Origin of the sequence: Giesbergeria sinuosa (assembly GCF_042652905.1) — a bacterium.
GTDB classification, from domain to species: Bacteria; Pseudomonadota; Gammaproteobacteria; order Burkholderiales; family Burkholderiaceae_C; genus Simplicispira; species Simplicispira sinuosa.
The window spans coordinates 74820-93780 of sequence record NZ_JBHSHJ010000002.1 but is presented as its reverse complement, the minus strand read 5'-3'; the positions used below and the strand labels follow the sequence as shown (position 1 = coordinate 93780).

Below are 18961 nucleotides of genomic sequence, written 5' to 3'. Positions count from 1 at the left end.
CGGATGCATACGGGCCTTTGAGGAAAAAGTGTGCGCGCGCGCCTACTGCCTCCGCCCAGTGGAGGGTAGCAATAGAGCGAGGGCCAACGTTTTCATGGCGCTCAATGTAGCACAGTTGTGGCCGTCTTGTTAAGACTATTGGTGCAAACCGCGTTCCTCAGGCTCGTCAGTCGAGGTGCTGATGACACTGGTTTGCAAGCCTTTGGCCTTGCGCCACGCATAGACCACATAGCCGCTCAAGCCATAGAGCACAAACACACCAAACAAGGCGATAGGTGGATGGATGTTGATCACAGCAATCCCCAGTGCCATGAGCACAATGACCACAAAAGGCACGCTCTTCTTCATCTGTATGTCTTTGAAACTATAGAACGGCACATTGGTCACCATCGTCAGGCCTGCATACAAAGTAAAGGCAAACATCAGCCATGTGATGCCGTGCCACCCCAGCAGCAATGTACTGCCACCACGCTGCACACCCAGTTCGGTCATCAGCCAGATCACCCCCATCACCAAGGCGGCGGCAGCGGGCGAGGGAAGCCCCTGAAAATAGCGTTTATCCACCACCCCCGTATTGACGTTAAAACGCGCCAAACGCAGTGCAGCACAGGCACAGTAGACAAAGGCCGCCACCCACCCCCAGCGCCCCAAATCTTTGAGTGCCCAAATATAGGCAATGAGTGCTGGTGCCGCGCCAAAAGACACCATGTCCGAGAGCGAATCCATCTGCTCGCCAAACGCGCTCTGGGTGTTGGTCATGCGGGCAATGCGGCCATCCAGACTATCGAGCACCATCGCGCAAAACACACCAATGGCCGCCATGTCAAAACGACCGTTCATCGCCATGACCACAGCATAAAAGCCACCAAACAACGCCGCTAGCGTGAACAGGTTGGGCAGGATGTAAATTCCCTTGCGGCGCTTGCGCACCAGCAACTCAGGGTTTTGCACACCCGATGTACCTTCATCCATCAAATTGACCTCCAGCGCAATCCCCGTGGTGCGCAAGCAGCTATTCCAAACAGAGTATCCGTCTACCGCCCCGATGGGGCAGGACAAGATAGCAGTTTACCCGTACCCCCAATGAAAAAGGCCACCGCAGTGGCCTTGGGAGATCAGGGCAATCAGCGCCCGAATCAGTTGCGGGTCTGATCGACCAGCTTGTTCTTGGCAATCCAAGGCATCATGGCACGCAGTTGGGCGCCCACTTGTTCAATCGAATGCTCGGCATTCAGGCGACGGCGGGCCGTCATGGAAGGATAATTGGTCTTGCCTTCCAGAATGAACATCTTGGCGTATTCACCAGTTTGGATGCGCTTGAGGGCGTTGCGCATGGCTTCACGCGACTTGTCGTTGATGACTTCGGTGCCAGTCACGTACTCGCCATACTCCGCATTGTTGGAGATGGAATAGTTCATGTTGGCAATGCCGCCTTCGTACATCAAGTCCACAATCAGCTTGAGCTCATGCAGGCACTCGAAGTAGGCCATTTCAGGAGCGTAACCGGCTTCGGTCAGGGTTTCAAAACCCATCTTCACCAGTTCAACGGCACCACCGCACAGCACGGCTTGTTCGCCAAACAGGTCGGTTTCGGTTTCTTCTTTGAAGTTGGTCTCGATGATGCCGCCCTTGCCACCGCCGTTGGCCGAAGCGTAAGACAGGGCCAAATCACGAGCCTTGCCCGATTTGTCTTGGTAGACAGCGATCAGGGTAGGCACGCCGCCGCCCTTGAGGTATTCGGAGCGCACCGTATGGCCTGGGCCTTTGGGGGCTACCATGATCACGTCCAGATCGGCGCGGGGCACGACTTGGTTGTAATGCACATTGAAACCGTGGGCAAATGCCAACGTGGCGCCTTGCTTGATATTGGGGGCCACATTGTTGTTGTAGACCTCAGGGATGTTCTCGTCGGGCAACAAGATCATGACCAGATCGGCAGCCTTGACGGCATCATCCACTTCCATCACGGTCAGGCCAGCCTTGGCGACCTTGTCCCAAGAAGCGCCACCCTTGCGCAGACCGACTACGACTTTCACGCCGCTTTCGTTCAGGTTTTGGGCGTGTGCGTGGCCTTGGCTGCCGTAGCCAATGATGGCTACAGTTTTGCCCTTGATCAGGCTCAGGTCACAGTCTTTGTCGTAGAAAACTTTCATGTTGGCTCCAGGGTTGAATAGGGGAAATAAATGAAATCAGGGAATAGATTTAGACGCGCAGGATGCGCTCACCACGGCCAATGCCGCTGGCACCAGTACGCACAGTCTCAAGGATGGCCGTGCGATCGAGCGCCTGCAAGAAAGCATCGTTTTTGCTCTGATCGCCCGTGAGTTCGATGGTGTAGCTCTTATCGGTCACATCGATGATGCGACCACGGAAGATGTCAGCCATGCGCTTCATCTCTTCGCGCTCTTTGCCCACCGCCCGCACCTTGACCATCATCAGCTCGCGCTCGGTATAGGCACCTTCGGTCAAATCCACGACCTTGACTACTTCGATCAGGCGGTTCAGGTGCTTGGTGATTTGTTCAATCACGTCTTCAGAACCCGTGGTTTGGATGGTCATGCGCGACAACGAAGGATCTTCGGTCGGCGCCACTGTCAAAGACTCAATGTTGTAACCACGGGCAGAAAACAAACCCACCACACGCGACAGCGCACCGGGTTCGTTTTCTAGCAGAACGGCAATGATGTGTTTCATAGGAAAGTCCTCTTTTCGCCGCCCTCCCCTGCTGCCGGTAAGCCGCAGGCTTGGCGGACAATAGATTCGTCCAAAAAGTTAAAGGGGATTACAGTTCTTCAGAGCCCAACAGCATCTCAGTGATGCCTTTGCCCGCTTCCACCATCGGCCAGACATTTTCGGTCGGGTCGGTGCGGAAATCCAAGAACACGGTGCGGTCTTTGATGGCACGGGCTTCGCGCAGGGCTGGCTCCACGTCTTCAGGGCGCTCAATCAGCATCCCCACATGACCATAGGCCTCGGCCAACTTAACGAAGTTAGGCAGCGCATCCATATAGCTATGGCTGTAGCGGCCCTGATAGATCAGCTCTTGCCACTGGCGCACCATGCCCAGGTAGCGGTTGTTCAGCGAGATGATCTTGACGTGGGTGCCGTACTGCTGGCAGGTAGACAACTCTTGGATGTTCATCTGGATGGAGCCTTCGCCCGTCACGCACCAGCAATCTGCTTGCGGCTTGGCCAGCTTGATGCCCATCGCATAGGGCAGACCCACCCCCATCGTGCCCAAGCCACCGGAGTTGATCCAGCGACGTGGCTCATTGAATTTATAGAACTGCGCCGCAAACATCTGGTGCTGACCCACATCGGAGCTGATGTAGCAGTCATCATCCTTGGTCATATTCCACAGGGTTTCAATGACCCGCTGGGGTTTGATGACTTCGGTATTGGCACGGTCGTAAGCCAGACAATCCTTGACGCGCCAGCCCTCGATGGTGTCCCACCATGCGCCCAAGGCCTGGGCATCGGGGCGCTGTGGCGTCTCTTTGATCATCGTGATCAATTCGGTCAAGACGTCCTTCACGTCGCCCACGATCGGCACATCTACTTTCACGCGCTTGGCAATGCTGGACGGGTCGATATCAATGTGGATGATCTTGCGCTCTACCGAAGCAAAATGTTTAGGGTTACCAATCACACGGTCATCAAAGCGCGCCCCCACCGCCAGCAGCACATCGCAATGCTGCATGGCATAGTTGGCCTCGACCGTGCCGTGCATACCCAACATACCCAAGAACTTTTTGTTCGTAGCTGGGTAAGCGCCCAAGCCCATCAGGGTATGTGTCACCGGGTAGCCCAGCATATCGACCAGCGTGCGCAGTTCGTTGCAGGCGTTGCCCAGCAACACACCGCCGCCAGTGTAAATATAGGGGCGCTTGGCATTGAGCAGCAGTTGCAGCGCCTTGCGAATCTGACCACCGTGGCCCTTGCGCACTGGGTTGTACGAGCGCATGGTGACGCTCTCGGGGTAGCCGTGGTAGGCGGTCTTGTTGAACGAGACATCTTTGGGCACATCCACCACCACCGGGCCAGGGCGACCTGTGCGGGCAATGTGGAAGGCCTTTTTCATGATGTCAGCCATATCGCGCACATCTTTGACCAAGAAGTTGTGCTTAACGATGGGGCGGGTAATGCCTACGGTGTCGCATTCTTGAAAAGCGTCTGAGCCAATGGCGGCTGTGCCCACCTGACCCGAGATAATCACCATAGGGATGCTGTCGGTATAGGCTGTCGCAATGCCCGTCACTGCGTTGGTCAGACCTGGCCCCGACGTGACCAATGCTACGCCGACTTCGCCGGTAGCGCGGGCAAAGCCATCGGCCGCATGCACCGCCGCCTGCTCATGGCGCACCAGCACATGCTGGATGGTGTTTTGCTTGTAGATCGCGTCATAGATATAGAGCACGGCACCGCCAGGGTAGCCCCAGATCTGTTGTACGCCTTCGGCCTGCAAGGCACGAACAAGGATCTCAGACCCCATCAATTCGGGAGTCTCAGTAGTAGGGGTGGTAGTGGCGTCTGCCTTGTTGATTTCCATGATGAACCTTTGTGAATTTCTCTGACGAAAAACCTTGGGTGCTCCTTGCACGCACTCTCGTGAAGCCGGCTCGGAACTTGAGGCCAGGGACATGGGCGAGATGATTGCCGCGCCGGACCGTGACCCGTTTGCTTTTTTAGTATGCAGCAGCGATTATCGCACTGCAACATCACTGTCGCTGCCAACACGACAAAAAAGCATCAGCAGTGCGATAATCTCAGGCTTTTGCATGGCGCATGGCGCATGGTGCGCCCCACGCCCACTCGCAAGCCCGTCTCTCTTGGCCACCGAACAAGAACTCTCTGATTTCCTCAAAAACGTGGAAAAGCGTGCCTTCAAACGTTCGCTCTACCATGTGCGCAATGAGGAAGCCGCGCTCGATATCGTGCAAGACAGCATGATGAAGCTGGCAGAGCACTACGGCGACAAGCCGGCCAACGAGTTGCCAATGCTGTTTCAGCGGATCTTGTCCAATTGCACGCTGGACTGGTTCAGACGCCAAAAACGGCACCACGCCCTGTTTTCTGATCTGAGTGATTTTGACTCTGGCGGCGATGATGCCGAGGGTTTTGATCTGCTCGAAACTTGGAGTGACAGCGACCCCGACCAGCGGGTGCACAGTGCAGAAGACATGGCGCAGCGCAGCGAAACCCTGCACGGCATAGAACAAGAAATCAAAGCACTGCCCGCGCGTCAACGAGAAGCCTTCTTAATGCGTTATTGGGAAGAGATGGATGTGGCGGAAACCGCAGCGGCTATGGGCTGCTCTGAAGGCAGTGTCAAAACCCATTGCTTCCGCGCCATCCAAGCCCTCAGCAAAGCCCTGCGGGCCAAAGGAATCAAGCCATGAACACAAATCTACACCTGCCCCCTGATGAACAGGCGCTGCACGCCTATGCGCGGCGCGTGGTGGCGCGTCTGGACGACAACGCCAGCTCTTTGCCCTACGACATTTCTGAGCGCCTGCGTGCCTCGCGCGAGCAAGCGTTGGCCCGACGCAAAAAGGCGGTGCCGGTGCATGCCCCCCAAACAGCCACGCTGATCGTTCCCTCGGGCGGCGCTGCTGCCTTGGGTTGGCGTGGTGAAGGGGGCGGCTGGTGGCAATCGCTACTGGCGGCCATTCCAGCAATGGCCCTGGTGGTGGGGTTGGTCGTCATCAACACCGCCCAAAACGAATATGGCACTGCCGAAGTGGCAGAGGTAGATGCGGCTCTGCTCACCGACGACCTCCCGCCTGAAGCCTATGCCGATCCCGGTTTTGTCCAGTTTCTGAAAAACGGCGGCAACCAGCAAAGCCATTAAGCTACGTTTCTTGCGAAATCCTGCACGCCTGCATGTTGCACCCTTCTGCCCCTGAGCGACGCTGTCGCGTTCGTGTACCACTGGTATTGGCCTCGGCCCTGCTGTGCTTGCTGGCGGCTTATGGTGTGTACATACTGCAACAGGTGCGTATGGCACCCAGTACGGTACTGGCTATGGGTGCCCTGGCACTGCCCGGACAGACGGGCAATGAGTTGCGCAGCAGTGCAGATGCCATGATGGTAGTAGCCTCTGGGCCTGCATGGAGTGACCTAGAAACGGGGCAAAAGCATGCCCTGCAACCATTGGCGGCCCGTTGGGCTTTATTGAGCGAGATTCAGAAACGCCGTTGGTTGGCATTGGCTCAAACGTTTGCCACCCTGCCAGTCGCAGAGCAGACCAAACTGCATAACCGCATGACCGAGTGGGCCAATCTGAGCGCGCAGCAACGCAATCAAGCCAGGCTTAATTTCGCAACGGCTAACAAACTAGCCCCCGATAACAAACGAGCGCAGTGGGAGGCCTATCAAGCCCTGAGCGCAGAGGAAAAACGCCGTTTGGCCGCCAATGCCGCCCCACGCCCCAAGGGCGCAGCCACCGCATTGCGCCCAGTGCCTGCCCGCAAACTCGTACAGGTGCCCGCGGCCACCGCCAGCAACGCCAACCCCGTGAACCCGCCCAAAATCCCGCCCCAAGCTGCCACAGCACAAACGATGCCACGCCCACATCCTACTGTGGCACCGCAAGAGCACAAGAGCAGCACACCAGTGGCAGCCCCCCCAGTGGTGGTAGAGACAGCACCTGTCTCTGTTCCTAACAGCCCTGTGATCCAAGCCCTGCCGCCTTTGGCAGAATCGGCAGCGCCTGGCACACCCGCACCAGAGACTGCCGTGCCTACTCTGCCCCCTTCTGCTTACGGGCACTGACTTCCCGATGCACGCTCCTGCCCCTACCTCCACCACACCATCCCCCGAACCCACTGAGGAGGGCTTGCGCTTACAAGCACCCGCTTTGTGGCGGCGCATGGCCTGCTGGCTTTACGAAGGCCTGTTGATGTTTGGCGTTGTGTTTATTGCGGGCTACCTGTTTGGCACCTTGAGCCAGACACGCCATGCGCTTGATAACCGCCATGCACTGCAAGGTTTTCTGTTCATTGTGTTTGGCATTTATTTCACTTGGTTTTGGGCCAAAGGCCACACGCTGGCCATGAAGACTTGGCATATTCGGGTGGTTGACACCTCCGGGCGAGCACTGACACAAACACGCGCTTTAGGACGCTATGTGTTGAGCTGGCTATGGTTTTTGCCCCCACTGTTGGCAGCAGCCTCCTTTGACCTCTCGGGTGGTGCCATCACGGTGCTGCTGTTGGGTTGGGTCACTATCTGGGCCGTACTGAGCCGCTTGCACCCACAAAGACAGTTCTGGCACGATGCACTGGCAGGCACACGGCTAGTCCACTTTGTTCACCACCGAAAGCCCAAACCGTGACAAAGCCTCTCAGCCCCCCGAGTGAACCGGTCAACGCACAAAAAACCCGCACCGGTCTGCACCGTCTCTGGCATGCTACACGGTACTCGCTACACGGTCTGCGTGCAGGTTGGGCCGAGCCAGCGTTTCGCCAAGAAGCCTTGGCCGCATTGGTCTTGTTGCCCGCATCTGTCTGGCTGGGCCAGAGTTGGACAGAAATGGCCTTATTGGCGGGGTCTGTGGTACTACTGATGGTGGTTGAACTGCTCAACACAGGTATTGAAGCCGCCATTGATCGCATTGGCCCGGAGTGGCATCCATTGTCCAAACGGGCCAAGGATATGGGCAGTGCGGCGGTACTGCTCACTTTGTTGCTGTGTATAGGCATCTGGACAGGGGCCATTTTGCAAAGGTTCTTTCATGGCTGAACCCACTTTTTCACTGGCAGTCTATTGCGGCTCGCGCCTTGGCAAGGATGCACAGTTTGCCGAGGCAGCACGCTCGGTTGGTCATTGGATTGGCAGCCACGGAGGCCAGCTGGTCTATGGTGGAGGCCGCAGTGGCCTGATGGGCACGGTAGCGGATGCAACCCAAGCCGCCGGGGGCCGGGTAGTGGGTGTGATTCCAGAAAGTCTGGTAGCCAAAGAACATGCCCGCGAGGCCTGCGACGAGTTGCATGTGGTGCAAACCATGCACGAACGCAAGGCGCTGATGGCAGAACGCAGTGACGCATTTCTGGCCTTGCCCGGTGGTATCGGCACCTTTGAAGAATTATTTGAGGTCTGGACTTGGCGCCAACTGGGCTACCACCAAAAACCGATTGGCTTGTTGAACGTGGCCGGTTACTACGATGGTCTATTAGACTTCGTCCGGCACAGCACAGCGCAAGACTTTATGGGATCGTGGCAACTTGATCTGCTGCACAGCAGCACCGACAGCGCCACGCTACTGCGCAGCTTGGTGCAGACAGCCAGCTGCCGCGCTGCCGGTGTCGCTCTAGAATCTGTGATCTGACGATAACCAGAGGGCATCAATGGCCCTCTGGGCAGTGTTGTTTACACTGCGCTTTCGTCCATGTCGCCTGTGCGGATGCGCACCACCCGCTCCACGGCAGTGATAAAGATCTTACCGTCGCCAATCTTGCCCGTGCGAGCGGCGTTGACGATCGCATCGACACAGCGGTCGACGTCGTCGGACTTGACCACCACTTCGACCTTCACTTTAGGCAAAAAGTCGACCACATATTCGGCACCCCGGTACAGCTCTGTGTGGCCTTTTTGGCGGCCAAACCCTTTGACCTCGGTGACAGTCAGTCCAGTGACGCCACATTCGGCCAGTGCTTCGCGCACTTCTTCGAGCTTGAAGGGCTTGATGACGGCGGTGATCATTTTCATGGGGATAACACTCCTCTAATGGTTAAATCGGCAGGCCCATACCAGCTCAGGCCCGAAAACGGTTCGTGATCGGATAGCGCCAGTCTTTGCCAAAACTGCGCCGTGTCAGACGCGGGCCGGGTGGCGCTTGGCGGCGTTTGTATTCATTGAGCTGTATCAGTCGGGTGACACGCTCCACATCAGCAGGAGCGAACCCATCTGCCACCAAAGCCGCGATGGATTCATCTTGTTCCATATAGCGCACCACAATGGCATCGAGCACCTCATAGGGCGGCAGGCTGTCTTGATCTGTTTGGTCTGGGCGCAGCTCAGCACTGGGCGCACGGGTGATGATGCGCTCGGGAATAGGGTTCAGTCCTGTACTGTAGGGGTCATGGGCATTGCGCCAGCGAGCCAAGTCATAGACTGTGGTTTTGACCAAATCCTTGATGACGGCAAAGCCGCCCGCCATATCGCCATACAACGTGCAATAGCCGGTAGCCATCTCACTCTTGTTGCCCGTGGTCAAGACGATGGCACCCAACTTGTTAGACATCGCCATCAGCAAAGTACCCCGAATACGGGCTTGGATGTTCTCTTCTGTGGTGTCTTGCGGACGCCCGTCAAACACTCCAGCCAATGCCTGTTGGAAGCTGTCAAACTGCGGAGCAATGGCGATTTCGTCGTAACGCACGCCCAAACGGGCAGCCATGTCACGGGCATCCAACCAGCTAATGTCTGCGGTGTAAGGCGATGGCATCATCACCGTACGGACTTTGTCGGCCCCCAAGGCATCCACGGCAATAGCCAATACCAACGCTGAATCAATGCCCCCCGACAGCCCCAGCAAGGCACCTGGAAAACGGTTTTTACCCACATAGTCGCGCACAGCCAACACCAAGGCATCCCACAGATCAGCCTCAGCACTGGCATGGGGGGCTATGGCAGCACTGCACTGCAAGCCAACAGGCGTAGACTGCACCTGCGTAAAAAACAGTGTTTCTTGGAAGCCTGCCGCCCGTCCGGCCACCGTGCCATCAGCGTTCAGGGCAAAAGAATAACCATCAAACACCAGTTCATCCTGCCCCCCTACCAAATGGGCATACACCACAGGCAAACTGGTTTCTTGCGCCCGGGCGCGCAACACCTGTTCGCGCTCGTGTGGTTTCCCCGCGTGAAACGGGGAAGCATTGATAACGGCCAACAACTGGGCACCAGCCGCTGCGGCGGCCTGCGCCGCAGCGGGCCACCAAGCGTCTTCACATACCAGTAAACCGATACGCACTCCTTCGACCTCAAACACGCAAGGCTGGGAGCCGGGGGCGAAATAGCGTTGTTCATCAAACACGCCATAGTTGGGCAATGCCTGCTTGGCATAAGTTTGCTCTATCTGACCATTGCACAACACACTGGCTGCATTGAGCGGCAATCCACCAGAGGCCTGTGGGTGGGGATGCCCCAGCACAATCACCAATCCATGCAATGCGGCGGTTTCGCGGGCTACGGTATGCACCGCCTCATCACAGGCCCGCAGAAAGGCTGGGCGCAGGAACAAATCCTCCGCAGCATAACCACACAAAGCCAACTCAGGGGTGAGCAACACACGGGCACCGGCTGCATAGGCCTTATGGGCTGCAGCAATGATTTTTTGTGCGTTGCCGGACAGATCACCGACAACAAAGTTGAGCTGCGCGGTGCAAAAGGAAAGCGTCATGGATAAAAGAGCGACGGCGGGAGATCGGATGATGAGAAATGGGTATCTACCGTGACAAGGCGCAAGCGCCCGCAGGGCCGAAGCCCAGATTATCACCCGCAGACCTGCATTGTGCCGAGATGGGCCACAGGAGCCTTGAATATGGGCAGTTTATAGGGAAGAACGACACGCACAACAGATCCGCTGGTAAGCATCATTTTTTGGTGTTGTCCCGCTTGAATTTGCACGGCAATCGACCTATCTTGGCAGGGTGCCTAAAACGCACCACTGTTTTTTCCACTGATTTTGAAGGAGCACCTCATGAATGCATTGATTGGTCGCGGCGGTCTGCTGGACGAGTTCTTCAAAGATGTCAATCCGGGGTTTTATGTGCGCCCCCTGCATGGCGATCCCCTGCCTTCACCATCGCAAATGAAAGTGGATGTCACAGAAGCCGACGATAGCTACACCGTACAGGCCGAGCTGCCAGGCGTACCAAAAGAAGACATCCATGTCTCGATTGAAGGCAATGTGGTGAGTTTGCGCGCCGAAGTGCGCCAACTCGATCAACAAGTCGAGGGAGAAAAGGTACTGCGCTCAGAACGCTACTTTGGTCAAGTGGCCCGCAGCTTCCAGCTGCCCGCTGATATCGATACTTCCCGTGCCAAAGCCAAATACGACCACGGCGTACTGACCCTGACACTGCCTAAAAAGCAGGGTGGCAACGCGCAACGCCTGACTATCGAATAAAGCAGGCCCGCCCACACACTCTGGGTCTAAACCAGCCCTAAGCCCTTGCAAACAGTAGCCACCAGTGCTTGCAGGGCGTGGGGCTGGTCGCAAGCAATCACATGGCGCTGGGGCATGCTGCGCAACCAAGTGATCTGGCGTTTAGCCAACTGACGGGTCGCTGCAATGCCACGCTCACGCAGGTCAGCCAGGTTTAAAGGTGTTTTCTCCTGTTGGCTGTCTTGCACATCCAACGCCTCCCAAACTTGCCGATAGCCCACACAACGCATAGAGGGCAAATCCAAATGCAAATCACCACGCTGTCGTAAGGCTTGGACTTCCTCCAACAAACCAAGATCGATCATGGCATCAAAGCGTTGGGCAATACGCTCGTGCAACCAAGAGCGATCTTGTGGCTCCAAGGCAAAGAAATGCTCTGGAGCCACCACGCCAGCGCCAGCCACAGCACGTTTAACCTTGTGGAAACTCGATAGCGGTCGCCCTGACACCTGCCAAACCTCCAACGCCCGTTGAATACGTTGGCTGTCTGCCGGGGCCAACCGGGCTGCCGTTATCGGATCCACTTGGGCCAGTTCTGCATGGAGTGCAGGCCAGCCCCGTTCAAGCGCCTGCGCCTCAATCTGGGCACGCACCACTGGATCGGCCCCCGGCATATCGTCCAGCCCCTCCAACAAAGCCTTGAAATAGAGCATCGTCCCCCCCACCAGCAAGGGCAGCGCCCCGCGGGTGCGAATCTCAGCCACCAGATGTGTGGCATCCCTGACGAACTCTGCGGCACTGTACGCTTGTAAGGGATCCCGAATATCGATCAGATGGTGTGGCACAGCAGCCCGCTCTTGAGGGCTTGGTTTGGCAGTGCCGATATCCATGCCCCGATACACCAAGGCTGAATCCACACTGATGATTTCTACGGGTTGCTGGTGTTGTGCCAACGCTGCAGCGATAGCCAATGCGCCAGCCGTCTTGCCAGCAGCAGTCGGGCCTGCCAGAGCAATGCAAGGCAATGCAATATTCATGGTTTTTGCGGATCACCAAACTTTTGTACCAACGTCCAGGCAGCAGTAGCAGCGCAGGCCCCCCAAAACCAAACCCCCAGCGCCAGGGGCAACACCGTGCCATTCATGTGCTGGCCCAGCCAGTGCCCAATACCAAAGGCCACCACCATCATCACCACCCCATTCAGTGCTGCCGCGGTACCGGCCGCTTGCGGAAATGGCCCCACCGCACCACTTTGGCTACAAGGCATATGAATACCATGGGCGATTTGGTAGAGCCAAAATGGCAGAGCGTAGGCCCAGCCATTTTGCACCCCTAGCAAGGCAAAAACGCCCATGAGCGAACCGCCACCCAAGCTCAAAGCCCCAGCCAACACCATGCTACGTCGTACGCCCCAACGCACCACCAAACGGCGGCACAACACCGTGCCCGTGATATAGAGCAGGGCATTACACGCTAACAACATGCCGTAGGCCGTACTGCTCCAGCCTAGCACCTGAATGAAGGTGAACGAAGACGTAGCCAAATAGGTAAACAACCCAGCATAAGTACAGGTCGTGGTGGCTGTAAAGGCCAAAAACGTGGGGTGGCGCAATATCTGCCCCCACGTACGCAGCAAATGTGTGGGCTGCAATGCCTGAGGATTGGGCCGCTGCAATGTCTCTTGAAAACGCAATGCAATCAATAACAAAGCCAAACAACCAAAAGCGGCCAGCGCCCCCATCGTTGCCCGCCAACCCAAATACCCCGCCAGCCAGCCCCCCAAAGGCGGACTCAGACAGGCAATGACGCCCAGCCCTGTCAGGGCACGTGACATGGCCTGCGCTCCTTCTACAGGCGCATACAAATCACGCACGACCGCACGGGCCGACATCACCGCAGCCCCCATTGCCACACCCTGCACCGCACGCCAGACAATCAATGCCTCAACCGATTGCACCAACGCACAACCCAAGGCGGCCAACACATAGGCTGACAGGCCCAGCAGCAAAATAGGCCGCCGCCCCCAGCGGTCTGACAGCGGCCCCCAGACCAGCTGCGAGCACCCAAAAGCCAACAGCAAGGCCGTCAGTGTCAATTGGGATTGCGCCATACCTGCCCCCAACTGCCCTTGCAAGGCAGGCAGTGCCGGCAAATACAAATCGGTGGTGATAGGTTGCAGCCCCAGCAGCAGCGCCAGCATCATCACCACCAAGGCTGCAGACATGGACACAGTAGAGCTAGAACTGCTACGAGGTGCTGGTTTTGCCATACCCATCACAGATAGGAGACCACAACCTGACCAAAACCAGAACAACTGACCTGGGTGGCACCACTCATCAAACGGGCAAAGTCATAAGTCACTTTTTTGGACGCAATCGCCTGCTCCAGTGCCGCCACCATCCGATCGGCAGCTTCCGTCCACCCGATATGGCGCAACATCATCTCTGCCGACAAAATGGCCGAGCCTGGATTCACATAGTCTTTGCCCGCATAACGTGGGGCTGTGCCATGCGTGGCCTCAAAGCAGGCCACCGAGTCAGACAGATTGGCGCCTGGGGCAATCCCAATACCCCCCACTTGGGCCGCCAATGCATCTGAGAGGTAATCCCCATTGAGGTTCAGGGTAGCTACCACCGAATACTCTGCTGGACGCAACAAGATTTGCTGCAAGAAAGCATCTGTGATGCTGTCCTTGATGGTGATTTCTCGGCCCGTCCTCGGATTGGTCAGGTGGCACCAAGGGCCACCGTCCACGGGCTGAGCGCCAAACTCTTTTTGCGCCAAGGCATAGCCCCAATTGCGGAAACTTCCCTCGGTGTATTTCATGATGTTGCCCTTATGCACCAAGGTGACGCTAGGCTTGTCATGATCAATCGCATATTGGATGGCTTTGCGCACCAAACGCTCTGTCCCCTCGCGCGACACCGGCTTGATGCCAATGCCAGAGGTGTCTGGGAAGCGAATTTTTTGCGTACCCAATTCCTGCTGCAAGAAGTCAATCAGTTTTTGGGCCTGCACCGATCCCGCTTCAAACTCAATACCGGCATAGATGTCCTCTGAGTTTTCACGGAAGATGGCGATATTGGTCTTTTCAGGCTCTCTCAAAGGCGAAGGCACCCCCTTGAAGTAGCGCACAGGGCGTAAGCAGACATACAAATCGAGTGCCTGGCGCAGTGCCACATTGAGCGAACGGATACCTTCCCCCACCGGAGTAGCCAATGGCCCTTTGATAGACACCGCAAAATCGCGCAGAGCCGCAACGGTTTCTTCGGGTAGGCACACATCCGGGCCATAAATCTGGGTCGCTTTACTCCCCGCATAGACTTCCATCCACTGAATCTGACGCTGACCCGCATAAGCGCGCTCTACTGCCGCATTGACCACCCGCATCATGACAGGGATCACGTCCACCCCCACTCCGTCACCCTCAATGAACGGAATGATGGGCCGGTCTGGCACCTGCAGCGACAGATCGTTTTGGACAGTAATTTTCTGACCTTGGGTAGGTACCTGAATATGCTGGTAATGGGTCATGGTGGTGAAAACTCTATGGATCAAAAAACAACAGGCTGGGCAAATGCCACAGCCTGTGTGTGCTTTTTTGATTCTAGCGGTGCCCCAGAGCCATACAAACATGGCTCCAAAAGCTATCGCCCAACCGCAGGATTAAGCCTGCAGGCTCTCCAGTGCGGTATTGAAGGTTTGGCTTGGACGCATCACAGCATCGAGCTTTTGCACTTCGGGCAGGTAGTAACCACCAATGTCAGCGGGCTGACCCTGAACGGCATTGAGCTCTTCCACGATCTGCTGTTCGTTGGCAGACAGTTGTTGGGCCAAGGGGGCAAACTGGGCAGCCAATGCAGCATCTTCAGTTTGTGCAGCCAATTCTTGCGCCCAATACAGCGCCAAGTAGAACTGGCTGCCACGGTTGTCGAGCTGGCCTGTCTTGGGGCTGGGGTTCTTGTTGTTGTCCAACAGCTTGCCAGTGGCTGCATCCAAAGTTTTTGCCAGCAGCTTGGCTTTGGCGTTGTGCTCTTTGATGCCCAAGTCTTCCAACGACACCGCCAAGGCCAAGAACTCACCCAGCGAATCCCAACGCAGGTGGTTTTCTTCCACCAGTTGTTGCACATGCTTGGGTGCCGAACCGCCTGCACCAGTTTCGTACATACCGCCACCAGCCATCAAAGGCACGATGGACAGCATTTTGGCCGAGGTGCCCAGTTCCATGATGGGGAACAGGTCGGTCAGGTAATCGCGCAGAATGTTGCCAGTGGCGCTGATGGTGTCTTGACCACGGATCACGCGCTCCAAGGTGTAGCGCATAGCGCGCACTTGGCTCATGATTTGGATGTCGAGGCCAGTGGTGTCGTGCTCGTGCAGGTACATCTTGACCTTGGTGATGAGCTGGGCTTCGTGCGGACGGTAAGCGTCCAGCCAGAACACCACAGGCATACCGGAGTTGCGGGCACGGTTCACCGCCAGCTTCACCCAATCGCGAATCGCTGCATCTTTGACTTGGCACATGCGCCAGATGTCGCCTTGCTCCACGTTCTGGCTCATCAACACTTCACCGGTATTCAGGTCCGTGATGTTGGCAATACCGTCTTCAGGAATCTCAAAGGTCTTGTCGTGCGAGCCGTATTCTTCTGCCTGCTGGGCCATCAGACCCACATTGGGCACGGTGCCCATTGTCTTGGGGTCGAAGTTGCCATGCCACTTGCAGAAGTTGATCATCTCTTGGTAGATACGGGCAAAGGTCGATTCGGGCATCACCGCCTTCACGTCCTTGAGGCGGCCATCCGCACCCCACATCTTGCCGCCATTGCGGATCATCGCGGGCATGGAGGCATCGACAATGATGTCGTTGGGCGAGTGGAAGTTAGTGATGCCCTTGGCAGAGTCCACCATCGCCAGCTCGGGACGGCCTTCGTGGCAGGCGTGCAAGTCGCGCTTGATTTCGTCTTGTTGGCTTTGGGGCAGGGTGGCAATCTTGTTGTACAGATCCACCATACCGTTGTTGACATTCACACCCAATTCTTCAAACAGCTTGGCGTGCTTTTCAAAGGCATCTTTGTAGAAAATCTTCACGCAGTGACCAAACACGATGGGGTGCGATACCTTCATCATCGTGGCCTTGACGTGCAGCGAGAACATGACACCTGTTTTGTGCGCGTCTTCGATTTCTTTTTCGTAAAACGCCACCAGTGCTTTTTTGCTCATGAACATGCTGTCGATCACTTCACGATCCAGCAGCGAGACCTTGGGTTTGAGCACGATGGTTTGGCCGCTCTTGGTGAGCAACTCCATTTTCACATCGCGAGCGCGGTCTAGGGTGATGGACTTTTCACCGTGGTAGAAGTCGCCGTGGTGCATGTGCGAGACGTGCGAGCGCGAGGCTTGGCTCCACTCGGCCATGCTGTGTGGGTTTTTGCGGGCGTATTCCTTGACGGCCTTGGGAGCGCGGCGGTCGGAATTGCCCTCACGCAAAACAGGGTTCACGGCGCTACCAATGCACTTGTTGTAGCGGGCACGGATTTCCTTTTCTTTCTCGTCTTTGGGATTTTCGGGAAAGTCGGGGATGGCGTAGCCCTTGGCTTGCAGCTCTTTGATAGCTGCCAACAGCTGAGACACGGAGGCGCTGATATTGGGCAGCTTGATGATGTTGGCTTCGGGCTTGAGCGTGAGCTTGCCCAGCTCGGCCAGATTGTCCGTCACGCGCTGCTCTTCGCTCAGGTACTCAGGAAACTGGCCCAGAATGCGACCTGCCACCGAAATGTCACTGGTTTCTACCGAAATACCAGCCGACTTGGCAAAAGCGCGAACGATAGGCAGGAACGATGCAGTGGCCAGACGTGGCGCTTCATCGGTCAGGGTATAGATGATGGTAGGTGCTTGGGTACTCATGGCTTATCTCCAGAAATAAGATTCAGAAACGCTGGCAACTGTAACGGTAGGCCGACAGGCGCACTCCGATGGTGCCTGATTTTCGTTTCCAAGCATCGGTAGAAATCCGGTTTTTGGCATTGAAATTGCGTAATACAAAATTTACTACCGTTCTACGCAGAAATTTTTTCTATCGACCACCCCACCATCGGCCCCGGTGCGGTAGAACTGGCATTTCTGTTTGTCTTTGTTTTGTACTGCCCACTTATGTCTTCGCTCCTGTCTGCCTTGCGTGGCCGCATGCCTGTACCCAGTACAGCCCTTGTGCTGTTGCGCTCCCTACTCGCGCTGCTCTTGTCTACAGTGGCTACTGGCGCCCTCGCCCAAGACGCACCCCAACTGCATCTGCCACGTGTCGTACTCACCACAGGCATGCACCGCATTGACGCGCAAGTAGCCCAAGCCCCTGAAGAACGCCAGATTGGGCTGATGCACCGCCAGAATATGCCCGGCCATGAAGGCATGCTGTTTGTGTTTGAACAAGCCGCCACCCAATGTTTCTGGATGAAAAACACCCTGTTGCCCCTGACAGCTGCCTTTTTGGCAGATGATGGCACTATCGTCAATTTGGTCGACATGCAACCCCAGAGTCTGGAGTCACACTGCTCCAGCAAACCCGTGCGCTATGTGCTAGAAATGCACCAAGGCTGGTTCAAACAGCGGGGGCTCAAGGCTGGCGCACGGCTGACGGGCACCCCATTTCGGCAACCCTGAAAGCCCCTTCAACGCCTCAGTCGGTAGCAATGGTCTGTAGTGCATGAATACTGCGACCATCCACTGGCAAACGACGCACGTATTTGAAAGTGCCAGTAGCATGGCTGCAAATGCGGCCTTCAGCATCCAAAACAGTACCTTCCGTGAAGGCCAGGGTCGCCGTGCGGTGGAGCAGCCGTCCTTTGGCAACCAGTGGCCCACGGGCGGGTTGCATGAAGCTGGTTTTCATCTCGATCGTCACCACCCCCATGTGTGGAATCTCACTGCGAGCAGCCGTGGCCATGGTTACATCCAATAAGGTCATGCTGGCACCGCCGTGGGTAACGGCAAAGGAGTTCAAATGGTCGGGCTGGGCTTCGTAGTGCAGTTCGGACTCGCCATTCTCCATACGGTGCAAGGTAAAGCCCAGCAGTTTGACAAAGGGGATATCAACACCAAAACTTAACATGGCAACTTTCAGAGCAAAAAATGCGCAGGATAGGGCAGTTCGTTCAAACCTGCAGCCACTCCTGCCGCACATCACTGCGGGCGCGCAAACTCTCAGGCGTGCCTTCAAACACCACCCGGCCCTGTCCCATCAACACCACCCGATCTGATACTTCCAATGCAATGGCCAGTTTTTGCTCTATCAGCAGCACAGCCACGCCGTGCTGACGCAGTGTATGCAAAAACTGCCCTACCAATGCAACCAACTGGGGAGCTAAGCCCTCGGTGGGCTCGTCAATGAGGATCAACTCTGGGTTTCCCATCAGGGTGCGACACAACGTCAGCATCTGCTGCTCGCCCCCAGAGAGCACACCCGCCCGTGTGTGTTGGCGCTGGCGCAGTTGCGGAAACAGCTGGTACATATCATCCAACGACCAACGCTTGGCTAAGCGTCCATCTTTTTGTCCTAACAATAGGTTCTGCTGTACCGTCAACTGGGCAAACACGTCACGACTCTCAGGCACATAGCCTAGCCCCTGTTGGGCTATATCATGGGGAGCCAGCCCTGCCAAACTCTGACCGCACCATTGCAATGTGCCATGCCATTGCACCAACCCCATGATGGCCTTGGCTGTGGTGGAACGTCCCGAGCCATTGCGCCCCAGCAGCGCCACAATCTCACCCGGCTGCACATCCAAACAAACGCCTTGCAGCACATGGCTGTTGCCATAATAGGCATGGAGGTCTTGTACGTGGAGCATCTTCGGC

The 18961-nt window shown here is 56.5% G+C and carries 20 protein-coding genes; 8 read left to right on the top strand and 12 right to left on the bottom strand.

The features are described 5' to 3' along the window. Window positions 1–135 precede the first annotated feature (135 nt). The 4 genes from pssA to ACFO6X_RS03085 form a co-directional block, all read right to left on the bottom strand. Window positions 136–972 carry a CDP-diacylglycerol--serine O-phosphatidyltransferase gene (gene pssA / locus ACFO6X_RS03100; RefSeq protein WP_382430496.1) on the bottom strand — a complete coding sequence of 279 codons (837 nt, stop codon included), beginning with the start codon at window positions 970–972 and terminating at the stop codon, window positions 136–138. Window positions 973–1136: 164 nt separating this feature from the next. Then, the gene (gene ilvC, locus ACFO6X_RS03095) at window positions 1137–2153 is read right to left on the bottom strand and encodes a ketol-acid reductoisomerase (RefSeq protein WP_382429965.1); all 1017 of its coding nucleotides are present in this window, start codon (window positions 2151–2153) and stop codon (window positions 1137–1139) included. Window positions 2154–2202: 49 nt separating this feature from the next. Further along, window positions 2203–2694, bottom strand: coding sequence for an acetolactate synthase small subunit (ilvN, locus tag ACFO6X_RS03090; protein WP_382429963.1), 492 nt, complete (start codon window positions 2692–2694; stop codon window positions 2203–2205). 88 nt (window positions 2695–2782) lie between these two features. Further along, complete coding sequence (locus ACFO6X_RS03085) at window positions 2783–4549, bottom strand: acetolactate synthase 3 catalytic subunit (protein ID WP_382429961.1); 1767 nt, start codon at window positions 4547–4549, stop codon at window positions 2783–2785. A 280-nt stretch (window positions 4550–4829) separates the two neighbouring features. Here ACFO6X_RS03085 and ACFO6X_RS03080 point away from each other — a divergent pair, with 280 nt between their 5' ends. From ACFO6X_RS03080 to ACFO6X_RS03055, 6 genes are read left to right on the top strand one after another with little or no spacing between them, the layout of a single operon-like run. After that, on the top strand, window positions 4830–5399 hold the full coding sequence (locus ACFO6X_RS03080; protein ID WP_382429959.1) for an RNA polymerase sigma factor: 570 nt from the start codon (window positions 4830–4832) through the stop codon (window positions 5397–5399). Next, window positions 5396–5851, top strand: a complete 456-nt coding sequence (locus ACFO6X_RS03075) for a DUF3619 family protein (protein WP_382429956.1) — start codon at window positions 5396–5398, stop codon at window positions 5849–5851. Before ACFO6X_RS03080 ends, ACFO6X_RS03075 begins: the two co-directional genes overlap by 4 nt. 32 nt (window positions 5852–5883) lie before the next feature. Next, window positions 5884–6774 (top strand): DUF3106 domain-containing protein, encoded by an 891-nt coding sequence (locus tag ACFO6X_RS03070; protein WP_382429954.1) that lies wholly within the window; start codon window positions 5884–5886, stop codon window positions 6772–6774. A 7-nt stretch (window positions 6775–6781) separates the two neighbouring features. Then, on the top strand, window positions 6782–7336 hold the full coding sequence (locus ACFO6X_RS03065; RefSeq protein ID WP_382429952.1) for an RDD family protein: 555 nt from the start codon (window positions 6782–6784) through the stop codon (window positions 7334–7336). Next, window positions 7333–7743: a diacylglycerol kinase gene (locus ACFO6X_RS03060; RefSeq protein WP_382429950.1), complete on the top strand. Its 411-nt coding sequence runs from the start codon at window positions 7333–7335 to the stop codon at window positions 7741–7743. The genes ACFO6X_RS03065 and ACFO6X_RS03060 overlap by 4 nt, the downstream gene beginning before the upstream one ends. Continuing rightward, window positions 7736–8329: an LOG family protein gene (locus ACFO6X_RS03055; protein ID WP_382429948.1), complete on the top strand. Its 594-nt coding sequence runs from the start codon at window positions 7736–7738 to the stop codon at window positions 8327–8329. Before ACFO6X_RS03060 ends, ACFO6X_RS03055 begins: the two co-directional genes overlap by 8 nt. A gap of 41 nt (window positions 8330–8370) precedes the next feature. Here ACFO6X_RS03055 and ACFO6X_RS03050 read toward each other — a convergent pair whose 3' ends face one another. Both ACFO6X_RS03050 and ACFO6X_RS03045 read right to left on the bottom strand, forming a co-directional pair. Further along, window positions 8371–8709 (bottom strand): P-II family nitrogen regulator, encoded by a 339-nt coding sequence (locus ACFO6X_RS03050; RefSeq protein WP_382429946.1) that lies wholly within the window; start codon window positions 8707–8709, stop codon window positions 8371–8373. 46 nt (window positions 8710–8755) lie between these two features. Then, window positions 8756–10402: an NAD+ synthase gene (locus ACFO6X_RS03045; RefSeq protein ID WP_382429944.1), complete on the bottom strand. Its 1647-nt coding sequence runs from the start codon at window positions 10400–10402 to the stop codon at window positions 8756–8758. Between the two features lie 300 nt (window positions 10403–10702). Here ACFO6X_RS03045 and ACFO6X_RS03040 point away from each other — a divergent pair, with 300 nt between their 5' ends. After that, on the top strand, window positions 10703–11131 hold the full coding sequence (locus tag ACFO6X_RS03040) for an Hsp20/alpha crystallin family protein (RefSeq protein ID WP_382429942.1): 429 nt from the start codon (window positions 10703–10705) through the stop codon (window positions 11129–11131). A gap of 26 nt (window positions 11132–11157) precedes the next feature. Here ACFO6X_RS03040 and miaA read toward each other — a convergent pair whose 3' ends face one another. From miaA to ACFO6X_RS03020, 4 genes are all read right to left on the bottom strand, one after another. Then, window positions 11158–12147: a tRNA (adenosine(37)-N6)-dimethylallyltransferase MiaA gene (gene miaA / locus ACFO6X_RS03035; RefSeq protein WP_382429940.1), complete on the bottom strand. Its 990-nt coding sequence runs from the start codon at window positions 12145–12147 to the stop codon at window positions 11158–11160. Further along, entirely contained in the window at window positions 12144–13334 is a 1191-nt protein-coding gene (locus ACFO6X_RS03030) for a multidrug effflux MFS transporter (RefSeq protein ID WP_382429938.1), read from the bottom strand. Before ACFO6X_RS03030 ends, miaA begins: the two co-directional genes overlap by 4 nt. 50 nt (window positions 13335–13384) lie before the next feature. Next, window positions 13385–14644: an NADP-dependent isocitrate dehydrogenase gene (icd, locus tag ACFO6X_RS03025; RefSeq protein ID WP_382429936.1), complete on the bottom strand. Its 1260-nt coding sequence runs from the start codon at window positions 14642–14644 to the stop codon at window positions 13385–13387. Window positions 14645–14776: 132 nt separating this feature from the next. Continuing rightward, on the bottom strand, window positions 14777–17014 hold the full coding sequence (locus tag ACFO6X_RS03020; protein WP_382429934.1) for an NADP-dependent isocitrate dehydrogenase: 2238 nt from the start codon (window positions 17012–17014) through the stop codon (window positions 14777–14779). Between the two features lie 279 nt (window positions 17015–17293). Here ACFO6X_RS03020 and ACFO6X_RS03015 point away from each other — a divergent pair, with 279 nt between their 5' ends. After that, window positions 17294–17767, top strand: a complete 474-nt coding sequence (locus tag ACFO6X_RS03015; protein ID WP_382430494.1) for a DUF192 domain-containing protein — start codon at window positions 17294–17296, stop codon at window positions 17765–17767. A gap of 16 nt (window positions 17768–17783) precedes the next feature. On the opposite strand, the gene ACFO6X_RS03010 is transcribed toward ACFO6X_RS03015, so the two are convergent. Further along, window positions 17784–18215 (bottom strand): PaaI family thioesterase, encoded by a 432-nt coding sequence (locus ACFO6X_RS03010; RefSeq protein ID WP_382429932.1) that lies wholly within the window; start codon window positions 18213–18215, stop codon window positions 17784–17786. Window positions 18216–18258: 43 nt separating this feature from the next. Beyond that, the gene (locus tag ACFO6X_RS03005; RefSeq protein WP_382429930.1) at window positions 18259–18954 is read right to left on the bottom strand and encodes an ABC transporter ATP-binding protein; all 696 of its coding nucleotides are present in this window, start codon (window positions 18952–18954) and stop codon (window positions 18259–18261) included. Between the last annotated feature and the right edge of the window lie 7 nt (window positions 18955–18961).